This window comes from Amycolatopsis sp. NPDC114478 (assembly GCF_055633805.1).
The window spans coordinates 652,541-671,717 of sequence record NZ_JBVKDO010000001.1; the positions used below are offsets into that span (position 1 = coordinate 652,541).

The 19,177-nt window shown below is 69.9% G+C and carries 17 protein-coding genes; 9 read left to right on the forward strand and 8 right to left on the reverse strand.

Annotated features, from left to right (window positions below):
• Positions 1–20: 20 nt before the first annotated feature.
• From fxsT to ACZ7OH_RS03220, 4 genes are all read right to left on the reverse strand, one after another.
• The gene (gene fxsT, locus ACZ7OH_RS03205; protein WP_470279341.1) at positions 21–4,418 is read right to left on the reverse strand and encodes an FxSxx-COOH system tetratricopeptide repeat protein; all 4,398 of its coding nucleotides are present in this window, start codon (positions 4,416–4,418) and stop codon (positions 21–23) included.
• A complete protein-coding gene (locus ACZ7OH_RS03210) occupies positions 4,415–5,230 on the reverse strand; it encodes an AAA family ATPase (protein ID WP_470279342.1) in 816 nt (271 codons plus the stop codon). Before ACZ7OH_RS03210 ends, fxsT begins: the two co-directional genes overlap by 4 nt.
• Positions 5,231–5,448: 218 nt before the next feature.
• Positions 5,449–6,945 (reverse strand): VMAP-C domain-containing protein, encoded by a 1,497-nt coding sequence (locus ACZ7OH_RS03215; protein WP_470279343.1) that lies wholly within the window; start codon positions 6,943–6,945, stop codon positions 5,449–5,451.
• Positions 6,946–7,100: 155 nt separating this feature from the next.
• On the reverse strand, positions 7,101–8,000 hold the full coding sequence (locus tag ACZ7OH_RS03220; RefSeq protein ID WP_470279344.1) for an AraC family transcriptional regulator: 900 nt from the start codon (positions 7,998–8,000) through the stop codon (positions 7,101–7,103).
• Between the two features lie 87 nt (positions 8,001–8,087).
• Here ACZ7OH_RS03220 and ACZ7OH_RS03225 point away from each other — a divergent pair, with 87 nt between their 5' ends.
• Together ACZ7OH_RS03225 and ACZ7OH_RS03230 are read left to right on the forward strand one after the other, a co-directional pair.
• Complete coding sequence (locus ACZ7OH_RS03225; RefSeq protein ID WP_470279345.1) at positions 8,088–8,987, forward strand: MBL fold metallo-hydrolase; 900 nt, start codon at positions 8,088–8,090, stop codon at positions 8,985–8,987.
• A 62-nt stretch (positions 8,988–9,049) separates the two neighbouring features.
• A complete protein-coding gene (locus ACZ7OH_RS03230) occupies positions 9,050–9,325 on the forward strand; it encodes a YggT family protein (protein ID WP_470279346.1) in 276 nt (91 codons plus the stop codon).
• Here the strand turns inward: ACZ7OH_RS03230 and ACZ7OH_RS03235 are convergent.
• Positions 9,322–9,984, reverse strand: a complete 663-nt coding sequence (locus ACZ7OH_RS03235) for a TetR/AcrR family transcriptional regulator (RefSeq protein WP_470279347.1) — start codon at positions 9,982–9,984, stop codon at positions 9,322–9,324. The two genes, ACZ7OH_RS03230 and ACZ7OH_RS03235, sit on opposite strands and share 4 nt — an antisense overlap.
• Positions 9,985–10,098: 114 nt before the next feature.
• Between ACZ7OH_RS03235 and ACZ7OH_RS03240 the strand changes: the two genes are divergently transcribed.
• From ACZ7OH_RS03240 to ACZ7OH_RS03250, 3 genes are all read left to right on the forward strand, one after another.
• Positions 10,099–11,289, forward strand: coding sequence for an FAD-dependent monooxygenase (locus tag ACZ7OH_RS03240; protein WP_470279348.1), 1,191 nt, complete (start codon positions 10,099–10,101; stop codon positions 11,287–11,289).
• 70 nt (positions 11,290–11,359) lie between these two features.
• On the forward strand, positions 11,360–12,346 hold the full coding sequence (locus ACZ7OH_RS03245) for an MCE family protein (RefSeq protein ID WP_470279349.1): 987 nt from the start codon (positions 11,360–11,362) through the stop codon (positions 12,344–12,346).
• A 22-nt stretch (positions 12,347–12,368) separates the two neighbouring features.
• A complete protein-coding gene (locus ACZ7OH_RS03250; RefSeq protein WP_470279350.1) occupies positions 12,369–12,587 on the forward strand; it encodes a YciI family protein in 219 nt (72 codons plus the stop codon).
• Between the two features lie 118 nt (positions 12,588–12,705).
• Here the strand turns inward: ACZ7OH_RS03250 and ACZ7OH_RS03255 are convergent, their stop codons facing one another.
• The 3 genes from ACZ7OH_RS03255 to ACZ7OH_RS03265 all read right to left on the reverse strand — a co-directional run bounded on the left by ACZ7OH_RS03255 (position 12,706) and on the right by ACZ7OH_RS03265 (position 15,245).
• On the reverse strand, positions 12,706–13,527 hold the full coding sequence (locus ACZ7OH_RS03255; RefSeq protein ID WP_470279351.1) for a class I SAM-dependent methyltransferase: 822 nt from the start codon (positions 13,525–13,527) through the stop codon (positions 12,706–12,708).
• A 63-nt stretch (positions 13,528–13,590) separates the two neighbouring features.
• Complete coding sequence (locus tag ACZ7OH_RS03260; RefSeq protein WP_470279352.1) at positions 13,591–14,328, reverse strand: class I SAM-dependent methyltransferase; 738 nt, start codon at positions 14,326–14,328, stop codon at positions 13,591–13,593.
• On the reverse strand, positions 14,328–15,245 hold the full coding sequence (locus ACZ7OH_RS03265; protein ID WP_470279353.1) for a proteasome assembly chaperone family protein: 918 nt from the start codon (positions 15,243–15,245) through the stop codon (positions 14,328–14,330). The genes ACZ7OH_RS03260 and ACZ7OH_RS03265 overlap by 1 nt, the downstream gene beginning before the upstream one ends.
• A gap of 173 nt (positions 15,246–15,418) precedes the next feature.
• On the opposite strand from ACZ7OH_RS03265, the gene ACZ7OH_RS03270 reads away from it, so the two are divergent.
• The 4 genes from ACZ7OH_RS03270 (at position 15,419) to ACZ7OH_RS03285 (ending at position 19,166) form a co-directional block, all read left to right on the forward strand.
• A complete protein-coding gene (locus ACZ7OH_RS03270) occupies positions 15,419–15,931 on the forward strand; it encodes a PH domain-containing protein (protein WP_470279354.1) in 513 nt (170 codons plus the stop codon).
• A 98-nt stretch (positions 15,932–16,029) separates the two neighbouring features.
• Positions 16,030–17,490: a PH domain-containing protein gene (locus ACZ7OH_RS03275; RefSeq protein ID WP_470279579.1), complete on the forward strand. Its 1,461-nt coding sequence runs from the start codon at positions 16,030–16,032 to the stop codon at positions 17,488–17,490.
• Between the two features lie 74 nt (positions 17,491–17,564).
• Positions 17,565–18,257 (forward strand): 3-keto-alpha-glucoside-1,2-lyase-like domain-containing protein, encoded by a 693-nt coding sequence (locus ACZ7OH_RS03280; RefSeq protein ID WP_470279355.1) that lies wholly within the window; start codon positions 17,565–17,567, stop codon positions 18,255–18,257.
• A 120-nt stretch (positions 18,258–18,377) separates the two neighbouring features.
• A complete protein-coding gene (locus ACZ7OH_RS03285; protein ID WP_470279580.1) occupies positions 18,378–19,166 on the forward strand; it encodes an IclR family transcriptional regulator in 789 nt (262 codons plus the stop codon).
• Positions 19,167–19,177: the final 11 nt, after the last annotated feature.

Consider the following 19,177-nt stretch of genomic DNA (forward strand, 5'->3'; position numbering starts at 1 on the left):
GCGGGCACGGCAGCGCCGGCTCAGAGCTGCATGGTGTCCGTGTCGCAGTTCGCCCGCTCGGACTTGACCGCCGCGGCGACCGCCGGGTGCCGCTCGCCGAGGGCGTTGCGCAGCCGCTCCAAGGTGTTGCCGTGCAGGATCGTGGCCTCGTCGTCACGCCCCATGGCACGCAAGTCGATCGACAGGTTCACCGCGATCGCCAGTGTCGCGGGGTGGTCCGTGCCGAGCACGCGGGCCGACCGCTCCAGGTTGGCGACGTCGAGGTCGTGAGCTTCCTGGATCCGGCCCAACGCCGCCAGGTCGCTAGCCAGGTTGGTGACACACACCATCGTGGACGGGTGGTCGGCGCCGAAGACCTGCCGCAGCGACTCGGCTGTCTGCTTGTCGAGCTCGTAGGCCTTTTCCAAGCTGCCGATCAGCCGCTTGGTGATGCCGAGGTTGATCGCCGACACCAGCGTGAACGGGTGCTCCGCGCCGTGGGTTTCGACGAACAGCCGGTGGCTCGACTCCCCGAGGTCGAGCGCCGCGGCCAGGTCGCCCTGGTGCCGCAGGTCGGCGGCCATGCACATCTGCGACGTGATGGTGTCCAGGTGCCGGTCACCGTGGCGCCGCCGGTAGCGCTCCACGCATTCCTTCGACAGGCTGTACGCGCCTTCGTGATCGCCCGCCTTGCGCCGGGCGACGGCGAGGTTGCGCATGGCCCCGATCGTCCGCGGGTGGTCGGCGCCGACGACCTCCCGTTGCCGGTCGAGCGTCTGTTCCTGCAGCTCGCACGCCTCGACGTACTGGCCGCATTCACGCAGGTCCATCGCGAACGCGTTCAGCGTCAGGAACGTGTCGACGTGTTCCTCGCCGAGCACGATCTTCTTGCGCCGCCAGACGTCTTCGTCCAGCTCCCGCGCTTCGAAAAACTTGCCGACCAGGCGCAACGTGCCGGCGAGGTTGTTGCCCGCGGCCAGCGTCGCCGGGTCGTCTTCCCCGAGGACGCGCTTGGACCGCACGAGGATGTCCTCGCCCATCTCCAGTTCGCGGTCGAACCGACCCAGCGACCGCATGTCCTGGCGCACCGTGTTGGCGACGCTGAGGAAGAGCTCGTTCTCCTCCCCCATCGTCTCCTTCACCAGTTCATACGTGCGGCTGTTGAGCTTCCGCGCCTCTTCCATGCGGCCGAGCCGCCACAGCGAGACCCCTTGCAGCCGAGCCATCGCCAGGGTGTCGGGATCGGTCTCGCCGAACATGGCCTGCCACTTTTCGAGTGCCTCCCGCGACGTCTCCCGGGCACCCTCGTAGTCGCCGTAGCTGACCAGGTAGCGGACCAGGTTGACCATCATCCGGCGCACCCACGCGTCGGATTGGCACTCCACCATCCGCGACACCATGGCGTGCGGGAGCAGCTCGGAATAGGTCTTCCAGTTCGCCGAGTTCTCCGGGTCGTTGGGGTCGCCGTGCACCAGCAGCACGTGCACCGCGTGCCGCATCGCGTCGCGCTCGGCCTCGGCCAGCTGGTTCTTCAGCACCGTCTGCACCAACCGGTGCAGCTGAAGGGTGTTGCTCCGGTGATCCAGCCTCGCCAGGCTGTACCGGCTGATCTCCCGGATCGCCAGGTTGAGCTTGATCGGCTGGCTGAGCGCCTCGCCGAGCGCGTCGGGGACCGGCGCGTTCCGCACCGCCGTGAAGAGGTTGCGCGAAATCGGCTCGGGTCCGAAGAAGGCGCACACCTGGAGCAGCTGCAGGGCGGCCGGGTGCGAGGCCCGGAGCTTCGCCAGCGGGACGTTCCAGGCAGCGGCCACCGAACGCTGGTAGTCGGGGGATTCGAACTCCGTCGTCAGCTCGGCGAGGTTCTGGTCCAGCAGCTGCAGGTACTCGGCCACCGGCATCCCGGTCTGCGCCCGCCACGCCGCCGCCTGCTCGACGGCCAAGGGCAGATCGCCCAGCGCTTCCGCCAGCACATCCGCGTCTTCATCGGTGATTTCGCCACCGGCTTTGCGGAGCAGCTCTTTGCTTTCTTGCCGGGTGAAGAGGTCGACCTCGACCGTGCGCGCCACGCCGGACCATTGCGAGTTCCGTGAAGTGACGACGATATGCCCGGTGTCACCGGAAATGGCCGGGAAGAACGGGCTCACCACGTCCGGCCGGTCGGCGTTGTCGAACACCAGCAACCAGCGTGAATACGGTTCGCCTCGCCGCAGTGCTTCGAGTACACCCGGAACCGCCGCGTCCGCCGTACCCGGTACCTGCAAGCCGAGGCGTTTGGCCAGTTCGACGAGGCTGCTCGAGATCTGCGACGGCTGTTCGGCCGGTATCCACCAGATCACGTCGTATTCGTTGGCGTGCCGGTAGATGTACTCGACCACGGTCTGCGACTTGCCGACACCACCCATGCCGTGCAGGGCCTCGGGGAGGACCGCGGTCGCCCCGCCCGCCTGGACCAGCCGGTTCCGGAGCTGGTCCAGGAGCTCGTCGCGACCTACGAAGTCGGGGTTCCGGAGCGGGACAGTACCCCAGATCTGCGGCCGCATCCGGGCCGACGTCGGCGAACTCGGACCCGTGGCGGTCGATGCGGGTGTGGTCACGGCGTCGTCTCCTCCGGAAGGGATGGTGGCACCCGCGGGCTCCACGGTGTCGATCGTGGTCAAGTTCGGATCCTCGCTCTGAATTGATACAGAACCGGTGTTACGCCTCACATTAGGGGATCCGGCAAGGGTGCCGCCCACCAGCTCACCGTTCCGAGGAGCGAGCTCCGCCCGCAGTTTCTTGGCCCGTCGGGCGTACCTTCCGGACAAAGCGCGGAAAACCGCCTCTTGAACGCGCAGGTACGGGACGTTCTCCGGAGACGCTTCGAGCTCGGATGTCGCGTCGGGATCGTCGATGGCGTCCCGGTAGTTCCGCAGCGCCGCGATCCGGGAGCCCGCATATTGCCCCAGAACCCGGGCGACGCGGACCGTCGTATCGCGCCTTTCACCCGAAAGGAGTTCGGCCCGGACCCCGTCCCGGAACTCGAACGTCACCTCGGACGGATCGGCCGAGCCGTTGTTCCGGGAAACCCGCTGGAGCAGATCTCCGAGGAGCACCTCGGCCAGAGCCGGCAGCCCCGAGCCCGGCAGCAGCACCCTTTGCACCAGCCTCATCAGCGGCAGGTTCAGCGGCGCCGCGGCGAGCAGGCCGGCGAGCTGGAACGCCTGTGCGGACGCGTAAGTGCGGAAGCGGAGCACCCGGGAGCGCGGCGAGAGCTCTTCCGACGGCTCGGCCGGTGGGCCTGCGGCCAACCTCTTGCGGTGGTCTCGGTGCGCGAGGACCGCCGTCGTCTCGATCGTGGTCGCCGTCGAGACCAGCTTGGCCCAGTCGCCCAGCCACGCCTGGGACAGGTTCAGGACCGGCACGGCCACCGCGCCCTTGGCAGCGGCCGGCGACTCGCCGGGGACCGGCTCGTGGGGCCGCACCCGCAGCCGCCGGTTCGGCACCCCGGGAGCGGTCGCGGACAAGCGGAGCCGGCTCGGCGAAAGGCCGCCCCAAGTCCACAGCCGTTGGGGCAGCACGTGCGCGACCGCCACCGGCATCTGCTCGGACCAACGGGCCAGCATCTCGTGCGCCACACCGTCGTGCCAGGTGGAGCCGATCGCGTCCGTCAGGACCAGGACGAGCCGGCGTCCGGTGGGATCGGCGAGGTCCCGGGCGCGGTACCGCGCTCCGCCCGGCCCTTCCGCACGCAGCACCGGTTCTCCCGGCGACGGCTCCGAACTGTCCATCAGGTGCACCCGTACGTCGCGGAACGCTCCCTGCCTGCGGGTCAGGTTCCGGAACTCGGTGACCGTGTTCTGCCAGAGCTCCATCGAGGGAGCGGTGTCCACCACGAGCGACAGCTCGAACTTGTGCCACAGGTCGGGTTGCCACACCGGCAGCCACATCCCGTCGTCGGCGGCTCGGATCGCGGTGGCCTCCTCGTCCAGGACCGTCGCCCACGGCGAGGGCGACGCACGCATGAGCGGCCGCAGGGCCCGCGCGACCCCCGTGGCGTCCGGCAGCGCGGGAGAAATCGACGTGAGCAGCGGCGCGGCTCCCTGACCGTCGTCGGCGATCACGCCGGTGGCGCGGAGGAACCCGGGTTCACCGGGCTCGAAAACCTGCCGGCCGAACGGCGTCTGCTGATCGGCCTCGGCGGATTCCGGTTCCGGGCGCGGCGGGACCTCTTCCGCTTCCGCGGCCGGCGGCGGGACGCTTTCCGGGTCGGGCGGCTGCGGTTTCGCGGTGTCGGCCGGGCCTGGCGGCTCCGGCTCGGCCGGCGCGCCGGGCTCTTCGGCCAGCCATTCCGGACCGAGCTTCCTGGCCAGCCAGAGGGCGTCGCGAACTTCCCGCCACGTCAGATCGCCGCTTCCCAGCGATGGCCGCCCGTCCGGCCGCGGTGTCTCGTCGGCGGTCATTCCGCCTCCAGGGACGACAACGGGTGCCAGATCGCCTCGCGGAGTTCCCTCCACTCGTCGTCGGTCTGGTACGCCCCGGACGTCGCGAGCTCGGCCGCGAGGTGGACGGCGTTCAGCAGCTGGTCGGAGGCCAAGCCGCCGACCCGCCCGCTGTGCTCGAGGAACTGGCGGATGAGCCCGCGGATGTCCACACCGTCGGTTTCCCCGAACTGGGCCGCCACCATCTGCCCGAGCTGCTCGAAAGTCGGTGGCCGCATTTCCAGCCGCAAGCACCTTCGCAGGAATGCGGGAGGAAATTCTCGTTCACCATTGCTCGTGATGATGACAATGGGAAAAGCACGCGGCCGGACCCGGCCGTCCTTGACGACGGCGGAACCGCCGCGGTCATTGGTGAGCACCGTGACTTCCGGTTGCTGCTTGGCGAGCCGGACGAGCTCGTCGATTTCGTACTCGCCGTCCTCGAACACGTTGAGCAGGTCGTTCGGCAGGTCGATGTCGCTTTTGTCGAGTTCGTCGATGAGCAGCACGCGCGGTTTCTCGAAAGGCAGCAATGCGGTTCCGAGCGGACCGAGACGGATGTAGTCGCCGATGTCCGACCGTTCTTTGAGGTGCGCGCCCGCCGCTTGCACACGACCGATGGCGTCGTAGAGGTAGAGCCCGTCCTTGAGCTTCGTCCGGCTGGAAACCGGCCACTTCAAAACCGGGCCGAGCCCGAGCTCGGTCGCCACCAAATAGGCCAGGCTCGATTTTCCCGTTCCCGGACGGCCGGTGACCAGCAGCGGACGACGCAGGTAAATCGCGGCGTTGACCATAGCCACTTCGCGCGGGTCGGGCACCCGGGGCTGGGAGCGCAACCGGCCGATCCGGCGGCTGGCGTCACCGTCGTCGTCCTCCGGGTAGCGGGCCGAGCCTTCGCCGTTGAACTGCCGCCAAGGCGGCGGGCTCGGCAACGCGTCGGGGACGTCATCAGGAAGCCCCGTGCCCCGGTAGACCCGCCAGTCCTTGGCGTGGTCAGGCGATGCGGTGTCCGTCATGCGCTCGGCACCGCCTCGGGGGCTCCCGGGCGCTGCGGCAGGACGATCCGCTCCGGATCGTCGTACAACAGCGCGAGCCGGCTACCGACGTGCGTTCCTTCCGGCCCTTCGGCGAAGGCGGACAGCCTGATGAGCCGCAGGCGCTCCAGCAGGTGGTGCGAGCCCTCGGCGTGCAGTAGTTCTTTCACGGTGTGGGAAAATTCCTCCGAACGGCAGTTTTCGCGGTGCCAGACCATGATGGGGAAGCCGGCGCGCAGGCCGACGGTTATCTCGTCGCTTTCCGCGGTGAACGCGTGCGGAGGCGCGCTCAGGACGAAGGCCACGAGCTCCGGCCGGGCCTCGAAGCGGGAGGTCAGCTCCCGCAGGTTCCGCACCTCACCGCCGATGCTCCAGAACCCCGAATCCAGCGCGATGGGACCACCGTCGCCGGCCTGGGCCTTCAGTTCCTTCCATCGGACGAACCAAGCGCGGTGCCACTTCCGCAGCTTCATCCGCTCCAGACTGCGTACCCCGAGGGGGAAATGGCAGCCGAGGGGTTCCGGCACCGCGGTTTCCGCTTCCCACTGCCACTGGTCGACGTCCAGGTGGAGCAGATCGCGGCTGAGCACGAAGTCGAGTCGGATGTCGGGGTCGTAGGGAGCCCATTCGCCTTCGACCTGCTCGGCCAGTACCGCGACTTTGTACTTGATCTCTTCGAAGCCGCCGATGTAGTCCTGACCGCGTTCCGGGAACCACCCGTCGGAAACGTCGAGCTGGCGCCAGTGGGACAACCGGTAACGGTCACCGGTCGGCCCCTCGGGTTGCAACAGGAAGACGAGGTAAGCCTCGGACCGGGACGCGTGCGATTCGGCCGGTCGGGCGATGCCCTTGATCCGATCGCGGAAGGCACTCATTTCGGCGGTCAGATTCATGCGCTCGGTCTTCTCTTCGACCCATTCGCGGATCTCCGCCGCCAAGTCGAACCTCAGCCGAGCGGCGACGCGCTCGACGAGGAGCAGGCTCTTGGGCAGTCCGTCCGTGCCGGAGTTCAGGGTGTCGAGCAGCAAAAAGGCGTCCTCGAGCGAAGATTCGGGCGGCAGCGGCGGCGCGCCGTCCCCGCCGACCAGGGCGTATATCTCGGCGACGTCGGGTACCGCCACCCCGGACAGCAGGCGGAACAGCTGCCGCCGTTCTTCCGCCGACCAGGCCTCCAGCGACGTCATGTCGAGGATGATCCTGCGGACCGAGGACATCGCGATGGTTCCCGGCTCGACCTTCTCCAGCACGCTCAACAGGGCGCCGAGCCCGTCCGGCCGCTGCCGGCAGGCTTCGACGATGGCGAACAAATGCAGGTTCGTCTGCGGGTATTCGGTAACCGGCAACGAATACCCGAGTTCGTCGGAAAGTATATTGAGCACGAGCCGCCTGCTGTTGAGATCGACCAGGCACGATACCCGGTGCAAAGCTTCGACGAGTGACCACAGGACGCCGCCGTCCGGTGTCTCACCCGCCATGGCAAGCCCCTCCGCCTCACTATGGGGACAGACCGCCCATCGTAGCGACGTCAGGTCACGAAGGGACCCCGCCCTTTCGGGGTATCCCCCTAGAATCTTTTTTTCGGCAAGTCAGAAGCAGCGGAAAGATCATTTCCGCGACGCGCGCGCCACTGTCAAGTCCGCCATTTGAGCGAATCGGCACCGTCGGCGGTGCGGTAACTGCCCGGCGCGAGGCCGAACTGGCGTTTGAACGCGTGCGAGAACGCGAAAGGTGAGCTGTACCCCACCTTCACCGCTATCGACGGCAGCGGTAGCTCCGTGTCCTGCAACAACCGCGCCGCGGTGGTCAAGCGCCACCACGTCAAGTAGCCCATTGGTGGGTAGCCCGTCAGTGTTGTGAAACGGCGGGTCAGCGTGGCCCGGGACAGACCCACCCGGTTCGCCAGGTCCTCGGTTCGCCACGGCGCTTCCGGGTTCGCGTGCAGGGCCTCCAACGCCGCCGCGATCGGGGGGTCGCTCAGTGCCTCGGGCCAGCCCTTTCCCGGGTTTTGGTCCAGCCACGCTCGCAACAGGTAGACCAGCAACAAGTCCAGCAGGCCCGCCAGCACCGTCGCCGCGCCCGGGCGGTTCGTGGCCACCTCGGCGCCCAGCAGGTCCAGCGCCGCCCGGAGTTGGGGGTGGCTGCCGATGCGGGCCGGGATGTGGACCACTTCCGGCAGCGTTGCCAGGACCGGGTGGCGGCGTGCCCGCGACAGGCGGTACTTGCCGCACAAGAACTCCGTGCGGCCGGCCGGGTCGGCCACCGCCGCTTCGAACGGCACCGCGCCGGACCCGTCCGGGCGGGAGGACAGGGTGTGCGCGCTGCCGTGCGGGACCAGGACCGCGTCGCCCGGTCCCAGCTGTACCGGCGGGCCTTCCGGAGGGATCAGCCAGCCGCTTCCGCGCAGCAACACGTGGAAGCCCGCGCCCTCGTACGGTGCGAAGCGGTAGCACCACTCGTCGCCGGCGCGCAGGCGGTTCGACGTCGGGCGGCCGACGCGCACCGCCGCGATCGCGTCGCTCAACAGGTCCACCCCTGCGACCATACCGTGAGCCGATCGCGTATCAGAGCGAGCAAATTGAGCATTGGAAGGCTCAACCGGCTGAGGAACAGTGGAGGTATGCACATCGGAGACGTCGAAGTCGTGAAGGTGGTCGAATGGCAGGGCGAGATCGCTCCCGCCCGGACCATCGTGCCCAGCCCGGCCGCCCTCTGGCGGGACAACGCCGGCTGGCTCGCGCCCGACCACTGGAACGCCGAGACCGACAACTACCGCGGCGCGGTCCAGACCTGGGTGCTGCGCAGCGAAGGACGGGTCATCCTCGTCGACACCGGCGTCGGCAACGACCGGGACCGCCCGCAGATCCCGCTCTTCGACCACCTGACGACGCCCTTCCTCGACCGGCTCGCCGACGCCGGCGTCCGCCCCGAGGACGTCGACGTCGTCGTCAACACCCACATCCACTACGACCACGTCGGCTGGAACACCTTGCGGCGCAACGGCGAATGGGTGCCCACGTTCCCCAACGCCAGCTACGTGATACCCCGCGCCGACCAGGTGTACTTCGATCCGCGCAACGCCCACCGTCGGCCCGCCCCGCGGACCGAGCACGAACAACTGCGCCGCGAAGGCAGCCTGCTCGTCTACGCCGACAGCGTCGCCCCTGTGCTCGGCAAAGCCGTGCTGTGGGAGGGAAACCACCGCATCGACCGCAACCTCACGCTCGAACCCGCGCCCGGACACACTCCCGGTTCATCGGTGCTGCGGCTGGTCTCCGGAAACCACAAAGCGGTGTTCGTCGGCGACCTGCTGCACAGCCCGGTCCAGATCCTCGAACCGGAGCACAGCAGCTGCTTCTGCGAGGACCCGGAACAAGCCGCCACGACCCGGCGCGGTGTGCTCGAACGCGCTGCGGACAACGGCGAACTCGTCGTTCCCGCCCACTTCGCCGGTCCCGGCGCCGTCGAAGTCCGCCGCGACGGCAGCCGGTTCGCCGCCGATCCTGTCGAAAGCCTGTGAATCGGACACAACTGGCACTCCCCGCCGCACCCGCGCGTTCTCAAGGAGACGGAGGAGGAACCATGGGTGCACTCGGGACGCTGCTCGGCTTCGCGCTGACCGTCTACATGCTCGTGCTCATCGCGCGGATGGTGCTCGACTGGGTCGGGATGGTCGCCGACAGCCCGCCGTGGGCGCGGCGGGCTCGGGGCCTGGCCTACGCGGCCACCGAGCCGGTCATCGGGCCCGTGCGGCGGGTCGTGCGGCCGGTGCGGATCGGCGGGATCTCGCTCGACCTCGCCTTCACGCTCGTCTTCATCGGCGTTGTCGTGCTGCGGGGCATCGTCTTCGCGCTCTAAAGGCTGCCGCGGAAGCCCGCCGAAAGGCGGTCGATGCTGCGCTCCAGCTCGGTGCGGACGCCGCGCAGGTCGACGCCGTCCGGGTCGATCAGCGCCTGCATCGAAATGCCGCGCAGCTGGGCCAGCATGGCCGAGGCGTACGCGTCGGCGTCGCGGACGCCGGTGATCGAGCCGTCCGCGACGCCGCTGGCCAGCGTCTGCGCGATCGCGAAGCGGAACCGGCGGTCGGCCTCGGTCAGCGCGCCGCGCAGCGCCGAGTACTCCGCCGCCGCGTCGCCCCAGAGCGCCAGGAAGGCGTGGTTGAGCGTCGGCATCGTGCGGATCAGCTCGAAGATGATGTCCAGCAGCGCGCGCAGCATGTCCATCGGCGTCGCGTTGGCCGCGCCGGTCCGCGCCGCGACGGCCTCGCTGTAGGCGGTGGTGAACTCCTCGACGGCGTACTCGACCAGCCGCTTGCCGAGCCCGTCCTTGTCGCCGAAGTGCTGGAAGATGACGGACCGCGCGTAGCCGGACCGGGCGCAGACGGCCCCGAGCTTCAGCCTGCCGAAACCCTCGTCGGCGACGAGGTGCGCGGCGGCGTTCAGGATGCGCGCCTCGACGGCGGCATCTTCGCCGTCCTGCGGGATCCGGTCTTCGGCTGAACGGTCCACGCGCGCCATGCTAGCCACTCGAACCGGACACCACCGGCCGGACGGTCAGCGGATCGTGCGCGGACCGTCAGCGCGTCCGCGCAGTCTCGGAGTCACCAAGCACCGACCCGAGAGGAACCTCCGATGACCGCCAAGACCGTGCTCGTGTCCGGGGCCAGCATCGCGGGCCCGTCCGCGGCCTACTGGCTGCACCGCTACGGCTACCGCGTGACCGTCGTCGAGACCGCGCCCGCGCTGCGGCCCGGCGGCCAGGCCGTCGACTTCCGCGGTGAGCAGGTGAAGCTGCTGCGCGCCATGGGCGTCCTCGACGACATCCGGCGCCTCGAGACCGCGATGGGCGACCAGACGCTGCTCGGCCCCGACGCCCGGCCCCTGCTGACCGTGCCCGGCGCCGCCTGGAGCGGGGAGGTCGAGATCCTGCGCGGCGACCTCGCCCGCGTCCTCTACGACCACACGAAGGACTACACCGAATACGTCTTCGGCGACCGCGTCACGAGCCTCACCGAGACCGCCGGCGGCGTCGACGTCACCTTCCGCCGGGGCGCGCCGCGCAAGTTCGACCTCGTCGTCGGCGCCGACGGCGTGCACTCCGGGGTGCGGGCCGCCGCGTTCGGGCCCGAAGCTGACTTCCGGCACGACCTCGGCTTCGGCATCGCCGGCTTCACCGCGCCCAACCACCTCGGCCTCGACCACACCAGCGTGATGTACAACGAGCCGGGGCGCGGCCTGACCGTGGGCAGCCACCGGCTGCCGGACAAGCTGCACGTCAACCTGGTCTTCGCCGCCGACGGCGTCGAGTTCCGCCGCCGCACCCCCGATGAGCAGCGCGCCCTCGTCTCGCAGCTGTTCGCGGACACCGGCTGGGAGACGCCCGCGCTGCTGCGGGCGTTGCCCGCGGCGGACGACCTGTACGTCGACTCGATCAGCCAGATCCACCTCGACCTCTGGTCGAAGGGCCGCGTCGTGCTGCTCGGCGACGCCGCGTGGTGCGCCGGCCCCGGCGGGTCCGGCACCGGGCTCGCCATGATGGGCGCACAAGTGCTGGCCGGCGAGCTCGCGGCGGCCGGTGGCGACCACCTTACGGCGTACGCCAAATACGAGGAGCGCCTCCGCAAGCCGGCCACCGTCGGGCAGAAGAACGGCAAGGGCTCGGGCAACTTCCTCGCCCCGCGCACCGCCGCGAAGATCCGCGGCCGCAACCGCGCCTACCGGATGCTGAGCACGCGGCTGTTCGGCAAGGTGTTCACCTGGATGACCGATCGCGCGGCCAACGCGCTGGAATACTGTGAGTACCCCGCACTGACGTCCGCGTGATCCCGTCGATCTTCGTCTCATCGGGGGACTCGGCTGGCGGCCCGGCGTGGTGTGGGTCACTCTTCACGCCATGTCGATACGCCGGGCCGCCGACGTCCCGGTCAGGACGGCGATCGCCGGCCTGACCGTGCTGGGCCTGGGTGTGCTGACAGCGCTCAACGCGCGTTCCCTGCCGGTCATCGGGGACGGCACGACCTACTCCGCCGAGTTCAGCGAAGCGGCCGGGCTGTTCCAGGGCAACGACGTCCGCATCGCCGGCGTCGAGGTCGGCCGGGTCTCGGACGTGAAGCTGCGCGGCGACCGCGTGCTGATCTCGTTCCGGGTCAAGGGCGCGTGGCTCGGCGACGCGACCGGCGCGGCGATCCGGCTGAAGACCGTCCTCGGCCAGAAGTACCTCGCGCTCGACCCGCAGGGCGAGGCAACTCTCGACCCCGGCAAACCCATCCCGCGTTCGCGCACGACCGTGCCTTACGACGTACTAACCGCCTTCGGCAAACTGTCGTCCACTGTGGACCGCATCGACACCGGCCAGCTGGCGAAGAGCTTCGACACGCTGTCGACGACGTTGGCGGACACGCCGCAGAGCGTGCGCGCCGCGCTCGCCGGGCTGTCCCGGCTGTCGGACACGCTCGCCACGCGCGACCACCAGCTCGCCTCCCTGCTGAGCAACACGCGAGTTGTCTCCCAGACGCTCGTCGACCGCGACGCCGCCGTGCAGCGGCTCCTGAACGACGGCAACCAGCTGCTGTCCGAAGTCAGCGACCGCGAGCAGGCGATCACTTCCCTGCTCGACGGCTCGCGGCGGCTCGCTACCGAGCTGTCGGGGCTGATCGAGGACAACGACGGCCGGCTGGACCCGCTGCTCACCCAGCTCGGCCAGCTGACGTCGATGCTGCAGCGCAACCAGGACGCGCTCGCCGCCGGCATCCGCGGGTTCGCGCCGCTGGTCCGGCTCGGCACCAACCTCGCCGGCAACGGCCGGTTCATCGACGGCTACCTGTGCGGGCTGATCCTGCCCTCGTTCGGGCCGCTCAACGAGGAGGGCTGCCACGGCTGAGCCCGCGTGGCATGCTGGCGCCGTGCGATACCTGCTCCTGCTCCGCGGTGACGAGTCCACGGCCGCGGCGGCCGGCCCGGAGATGGCGCGGCGCTGCCACGAATGGGCCGCCGAAGCCGAACGCCGGGGCGTCCGGCAGGCCGGCACGGGCCTGCGCCCGCCCGCCGAGGCCAAGACGATCCGGGTGCGCGACGGCGAAGTCCTGCTGACCGACGGCCCGTTCGCCGAAACCAAGGAGTAGGTCGGCGGCTACAACATCCTCGAGTGCGCGGACCGCTCGACGGCCGTCGAAGTCGCCTCACGGCACCCGTGGGCCGAGGTCGGCACGCTGGAGCTGCGCGAAATCCCCGACGGGCCGCCTACGGCTTCGTGATCTTCACCGTCACCTGGTTGTCGCTGTAGGTGTAGGCGACGTACTCGAACTCGACGCCGGTGCGCTCGACGTACTCCGTCCAGGCGCGGTACTCGTGCCGCTTCCAGCCAGGGAAGTTGAAGAACTCGTCGAAGTGCACGATGCTGCCCGCGCGCAGCCGCGGCCCGCACAGGTCGAGCACGGTCTTGGCGGAGCTGTAGAGGTCGCCGTCGACGTGCAGGAAGTCGACGTGTCCTTCGTGGTTCTCGAGGAAGCCCGGCAGGCTGTCGGCGAACAGGCCGACGACCAGCTCGGCGCCGGGGACGTCCGGCAGGTCGTCGCGGGCGAAGGCGCCGGCGGGCATGCCGTTGAGCCACGCTTCGGGCAGCCCGTCGAAGGAGTCGAAGCCGTAGACCTCCCGGCCACCGCGCGCGCCGGCGATCGTCCGCAGCGTGTTGCCGGACGCGACGCCGAACTCCAGCGCCATTCCGCCTTGTGGTGCCAGGGAAAGCGCGTACTCGAGCGTTTCCTTCGGCTTGCCGAAATGGCGGGCGCCGACGAGGTCTTCGCGCGCGAAGACGTTGCTCTCGAGGGCGGCGTCCTGGTCGCCGGCGTAGACGATGTCCCGGCGGCTGCGGATCTCGAACTCCACCACCCGATCGAGGACCCGGTCACCCTGGCGGATGATCTCCGCGCGCAGCTCGGCGGCCATCCGGTTCAGCTGATCGGTGTACGGGTCGTGCACTTTCGCGGCAGCCTGGTTCAGCAGCCTACCCAGAGTGCGCCGCAGGGTTTTGGTTACGGGTGAACGGTTTTTCGTGTCGTTCATCCCGGGACGGTACCTGACGGCCCGACGCGCTGCCCGGGCCCCCTCGACCGTCCACTGTGTACGTCAGGCCACGATGAGCCGGAAGCCCGCGTCCCACTCCGTCCGGTCCAGCAGGTCCGCGTGCTCCTCGTGCCAGCGCCCGGACGCCAGATCCGCGCGCAGCCGGGCGATCCCCCGCTCGACGGCCGCCGGCGAAGTCTGCGCGAGGGCCGAACACGCGCGCCGCACCGCCGGGTCGAGGTACGCCTCCGGCCGCCGCCAGTGCGCCGGGAAGACGCCGTCCGTGAAGTCCCACGGCACCGGCAGCTCCAGCACCGAAGCCGCGCCGAGGTACTCCGCGATCTCCGGCGCCGACGGGCGCGAAAGCTCCAGCGCGGCGACCTCCGGCACGTACTCCCGGACGAGCCAGAAGTCGTTGTGCCGCGCGGTGTCGTAAGCCAGGACGACCTGCCGCTGCGAGACGCGGCGCAGCTCGTCGAGACCGCGACGCCAGTCACCCCAGTGGTGCACGGTCAGCACCGCCAGCGCGGCCTCGAACGCCGATGGTGGGAACGGCAGCGCCTCCGCGACCGCGCGCACGACCGGTGCGGCGCCCGACGGACGCTGCCGGATCATCTCCGCCGACGGCTCGACCGCGACGACCCGCCGGTCCGGCGGCTCGTAGGAGCCCGTCCCGGACCCGACGTCGAGCACCGAAGCCGCGTCACCCAGCGCGTCGAGCACCGGCGCGAGCCAGCGCGGGTCGGTCCGCCTCCCCAGCGCGTAGCCGACGCCGATCTCGTCGTAGCGCGCCGGCTCCATCAGCGGTCGGGGCCGTCGCCGCCGTTCTGCTCCGCGAGGAACCGCTCGAACTGCGAGCCGAGCTCCTCCGCGGTCGGCATGTGCTCGACCGATTCCGCCAGGAGCGAACCGCGCTCCGAAGCCTCGATGAACGTGTCGTACTGCCGCTCGAGCGCGCGGACGACGTCGGCGATCTCGTCGGACTCCGCGACCTGGCGGTTGATCTCGGCGTCGGCGAGCTCGGCCGCGGCGCGCAGCTCGCCCTCGGCCAGGCTCAGGCCGGTCGCGCGGCTCAGCGCGTCGAGCACGATCAGCGACGCCGCCGGGTACGTCGACTGCGCGAGGTAGTGCGGCACGTGCGCGGCGAAGCCCAGCGCGTCGTGGCCCCACTCGCCGAGCCGGTACTCCAGCAGCGCGGCCAGGCTGCCCGGCACCTGCAGCCGGTTGGGCAGCGGCTGGTGTTCGCCGACCAGGTCCTTGCGCGTGGCGTGCGCGGTGACGCCGAGCGGGCGGGTGTGCGGCGCGCCCATCGGAATGCCGTGGAAACCGGCGGTGAGCCGGACGCCCCAGCGTTCGACGAGGTTGCGCACCGCGAGGCAGAACCGCTCCCAGTCGTGGTCGGGCTCCGGGCCCGACAGCATTAGGAACGGCGTCCCGTCCGCGTCGTGCAGCAGGTGGACGACCAGTTCCGGAGCGTCGTAGTCCTCCCAGTGGTCTACGGCGTAAGTCATCGTCGGCCGACGCGAGCGGTAGTCGATGAGCCGGTCGACGTCGAAGCGCGCGACCACGCGGTGCTCACCGCCGAGCAGGTGCTCGGCCAGCAGACGGCCCGCCGAACCGGCGTCCATGAACCCTTCGAAGTGGTGCAGCAGCACCGCCCCGGTCAGGTCGGGAACGTCCGAGTCCACCTCGTACAGGTCGTCGGGATCGAGTCCCACCGGATCCTCCTGCTCGCTGATGCTTCAATCCTTCAAGCACAACACACCCCGACGGCGTTTCCATTCCTCCGACGGTGTTGCCGATCGTAACGGCATGCGATCGAACCCGGACCGGATCGGCATCGTGACACTTGTCGTGGGCGCGCAAGGCGCCGATCGGGCACGCTTGACCCGTGAGCGAACACACCACGAACACAGCGGCGGTGCGGCTGCGGCCACCGGCGCACCGGGTCAGCCGCCGGGCCATCGGTTACTGGACGGCGATGGCGTCGATCTCCTGGATCGTCGTCATCGGGATCCTCACGGCCATCGTGGTGACCAGCGACGATCCGCCCGCGTTCCTCACGGTGGCGCTGGTGGTCGCCTGCGTGGTGGGTCCGCTGCACCTCGTCGTCATGCCGCAGTGGCGCTACCGCGTGCACCGCTGGGAGGTCACCGGCGAGGCCGTCTACACGCAGTCCGGCTGGCTGAAGCAGGAGTGGCGGATCGCGCCGATCTCCCGGATCCAGACCGTCGACATCGAGCGCGACCCCGGCGAGCAGCTGTTCCGGCTGGCGAAGATCACCGTGACGACGGCGTCCGCGGCCGGCCCGCTGCGCATCTCGGGCCTGGCGCACGACCGCGCCCTCGAGCTGGCGGACGAGCTGACCAAGACGACCCAGGCCGTCCGCGGGGACGCGACGTGAGCAGCGGCGCCGACGCACTGGCAGACGGCGCGGCAGCCGTCGTGACGCGACCCGCGGAGGGGACGCCGGAAGCGCCGTGGCACCGCCTCGACCGGCGCATGCTGCTCATCCGGCCGGTGCTGGACTTGGTGCGCTCGCTGCCGGTGCTGCTGGGCGCGCTGCTGTTCGGCCACGGCGAACCGTGGCAGTGGATCGGCCTCGTCTTCACCGCGGTCGCGGTCTTCACCGGTGTCTCGCACGTGCTGACCTCGCGCTACCGGATCACCGAGACGCAGGTCGAGTGGCACACCGGGTTGCTGCTGCGCAAGCAGCGCGCGATCCCGCGCGACCGGATCCGCACGGTCGACGTCACGTCCGAGCCGAAGCACCGGCTGTTCTCGCTGGCCGCCGCGCGGATCGGCACCGGACGCCACTCCCACGGCAAGGGGCCGGGCAAGGACGAGCTCGTCCTCGACGCCGTCACGATCGCCGAAGCGCAGCGTCTGCGGACACTGCTCTTACACCGTAAGGCTGTGCCCGTCACCGACGAGACCCCCGCGCCGCCGGAGCAGCTGGTCGCCGCCGTCGACAAGAAGTGGCTGCGCTACGCGCCGTTCACGCTGTCCGGGCTGGCCGTGGTCGGCGCCGCCGTCGGCACCGTCTACCACTTCGCGCACGAGCTGCACTTCGACCCGATCCGGTTCTCGCTGGTCCAGACGGTCGTCGGGCACTTCGCGGACACGTCGACGTGGGTGAGCCTGGTGCTCGCGGCCGTCGGACTGCTGGTGCTCGTCTCGCTGCTGTCGATCGGCGGGTACGTGCTGTCGTTCTGGAACTTCCGGCTCACCCGCGAACCCGCGGGCACGCTGCACATCCGGCGCGGGCTGATCACGACGCGCTCGGTGTCGATCGAGGAAGACCGCCTGCGCGGCGTCGAGATCCGCGAGCCGCTGCCGCTGCGGCTGGCCGGCGGCGCGCGTTGCGTCGCCATCGCCGGCGGTCTGCGCGAAGGCAAGGGCGCGGACAAGAGCGGCGGCTTGCTGCTCCCGCCGGCGCCGCTCGCGAAGGCGCACGAAGTCGTCGCGGAGGTGCTGGGCGAGGACCCCGCCGCGACGCCGCTGGTGCGTCATCCGCGCCGGGCGCTGTACCGGCGGCTCACCCGGGCCGTCACCGGGGTGCTGCTGCTCGCGGCGGCGCTCTACGGCCTGGCGTGGCTCGGTGCCCTGCCGGACTGGCCGTGGCAGGCGGCGCTCGTGCTGGTGCCGTTCGCCGCGCTCGTCGGCTGGGACCGCTACCGCGGCCTCGGGCACGCGCTCACCGGCCGCTACCTCGTGACGCGCTCGGGGTCTCTGGACCGCGGCACCGCGGCGGTCCGCTGCGACGGGATGACCGGCGTCGTCGTCGAACGCTCGTACTTCCAGCGGCGCGCCGGGCTCGTCACGATCATCGCGCCGGTCGCCGCCGGCAAGGGCCACTACCGGGTGCTCGACGTCGGCGAGTCCGACGGGCTCGCACTCGCCGACCGCGCCGTTCCCGGCCTGCTGACGCCGTTCCTGACCGATGAGCGGGACCGTGGTTGACGCTCCACCCGCACGGCTTCTAACGTGAATTTCGCCGTCCGAACCCGCTAACCGCGCTAGAGAGGACGGCAGGAATGTTCCGGAAGCTCCTTGGTGTGGTGGCCGCGGGTATCGTCGCGGCCTCGGTCCCGGTACCGGCCGCGGCGGCCGACAACCCGTACGGCGACCCGAACCTCGTTCCGATGTTCGACGGCACCAGCCTCAGCGGCTGGACTTCGTCGAAAACCGACCTTTGGTCGGCGAAGAACGGCGTCATCCACGGCAATGGCACGGCCCGCGGCTGGTTGTACTACAACAAACAGCAGGTCGGCACGTTTCGGTGGATATTCAATGTCCGTCAGGTCAAGGGCAACCACAAACCGACCGTGCTGATCTGGGGCACCACCGACCCGATCCGCGACGCGCTGAGCGCCATCCAGTTCCAGCCGCCGAACGGCGGGCACTGGGACTACCGGCCGGGCCACAACGACGGCGGCGGCAAACTGTTCACGCAGCTGCCGCACACGTCGATCGACATCAAGAAGTGGGCGCAGTGCGAGCTGATCGGGGACATGACGACCGGCGTGGCCCGGATGGCGTGCTGCCCGCTCACCGGGACGGCCGTGACCTGCAAGGGCACCGAGGTCCTGCGGTTCACCGACAAGACCGCCGGGCGCGTCGGCCCGCTCGCGCTGCAGGTGCACAACTCCGGGATCCAGGACGAGTACCGCGGGCTCTACGTCGAGTCACCGGTGGTGACGAAACCGGGCGAGTTCCTCACGCTCTGACCCCGTTTTTTCCCGAATGGCGGGCCGTCGGCGGATTACTGGCTTTCGTTTAACACAACGTGCTAATTTATTCACCCCGTGTGATAGCGAAGGTCGTTTTTGTCTCACCGAGAGGTCATGATGACGCCTGCCGTCAGTGCCGTCGACGGTTCCGCCACCACCACCGCCCCGCGCCGGACTCCCGGCGCCAGCAGTTCCCGCAAGGTCCTCCAGCTGCTCCTCGCGTTTTCCGAACGGCGCTGGGAAGCCAGCGTCGCCGAGCTCGCCGCGACGATCGGCACCCCGGTCGCGACGACCTACCGCTACGTCGCGCTGCTCAAGGAGCTGCAGCTGCTCGAAGAGGGCCGCGCCGGGCACTACCACCTCACCAGCCAGGTGATGCCGCTCGCGCGGGCCGCGCAGCTGGCGAACGACCTCGTGCGGCTGGCGAAGCCGGCCATGGAGGAAGCCTCGCGGGAGCTCGGCGAGACCGTGATGCTCTTCCAGCAGTTCGGCGACGCCGCCGTGTGCGCGGACCGCGTCGAGTGCGACCGCGCCATGCGGTTCACCTTCGAGCCAGGGCATTCGCTGCCGCTCGGCGTCGGCGCGTCCGGCAAGATGCTGCTCGCCCTGCTGCCGGAGATCGAACGCGACCGGCGGCTGGCGCCGGTCGTCGAGCAACGCGGCACCTACGTGCGCGACGAACTCAAGCACGCGCTGGAGAACCGGTATTCGGTCAGCTCCGGGGAAATCGACGAGGGCGTGTGGGCGTGTTCCGTGCCGGTGAGCGCCTACGGGCGGCGGCCGACGGTGCTGACCATGGCCGGCCCGGCCGCGCGGATCACCGAGGACGCCCGGCACAACGCCATCACCGCCCTGCGCGGGTACGCGACCCGCATCGAGCGAACGATTTCGTCTTATTCGCTGTGAAGAACCCGGCG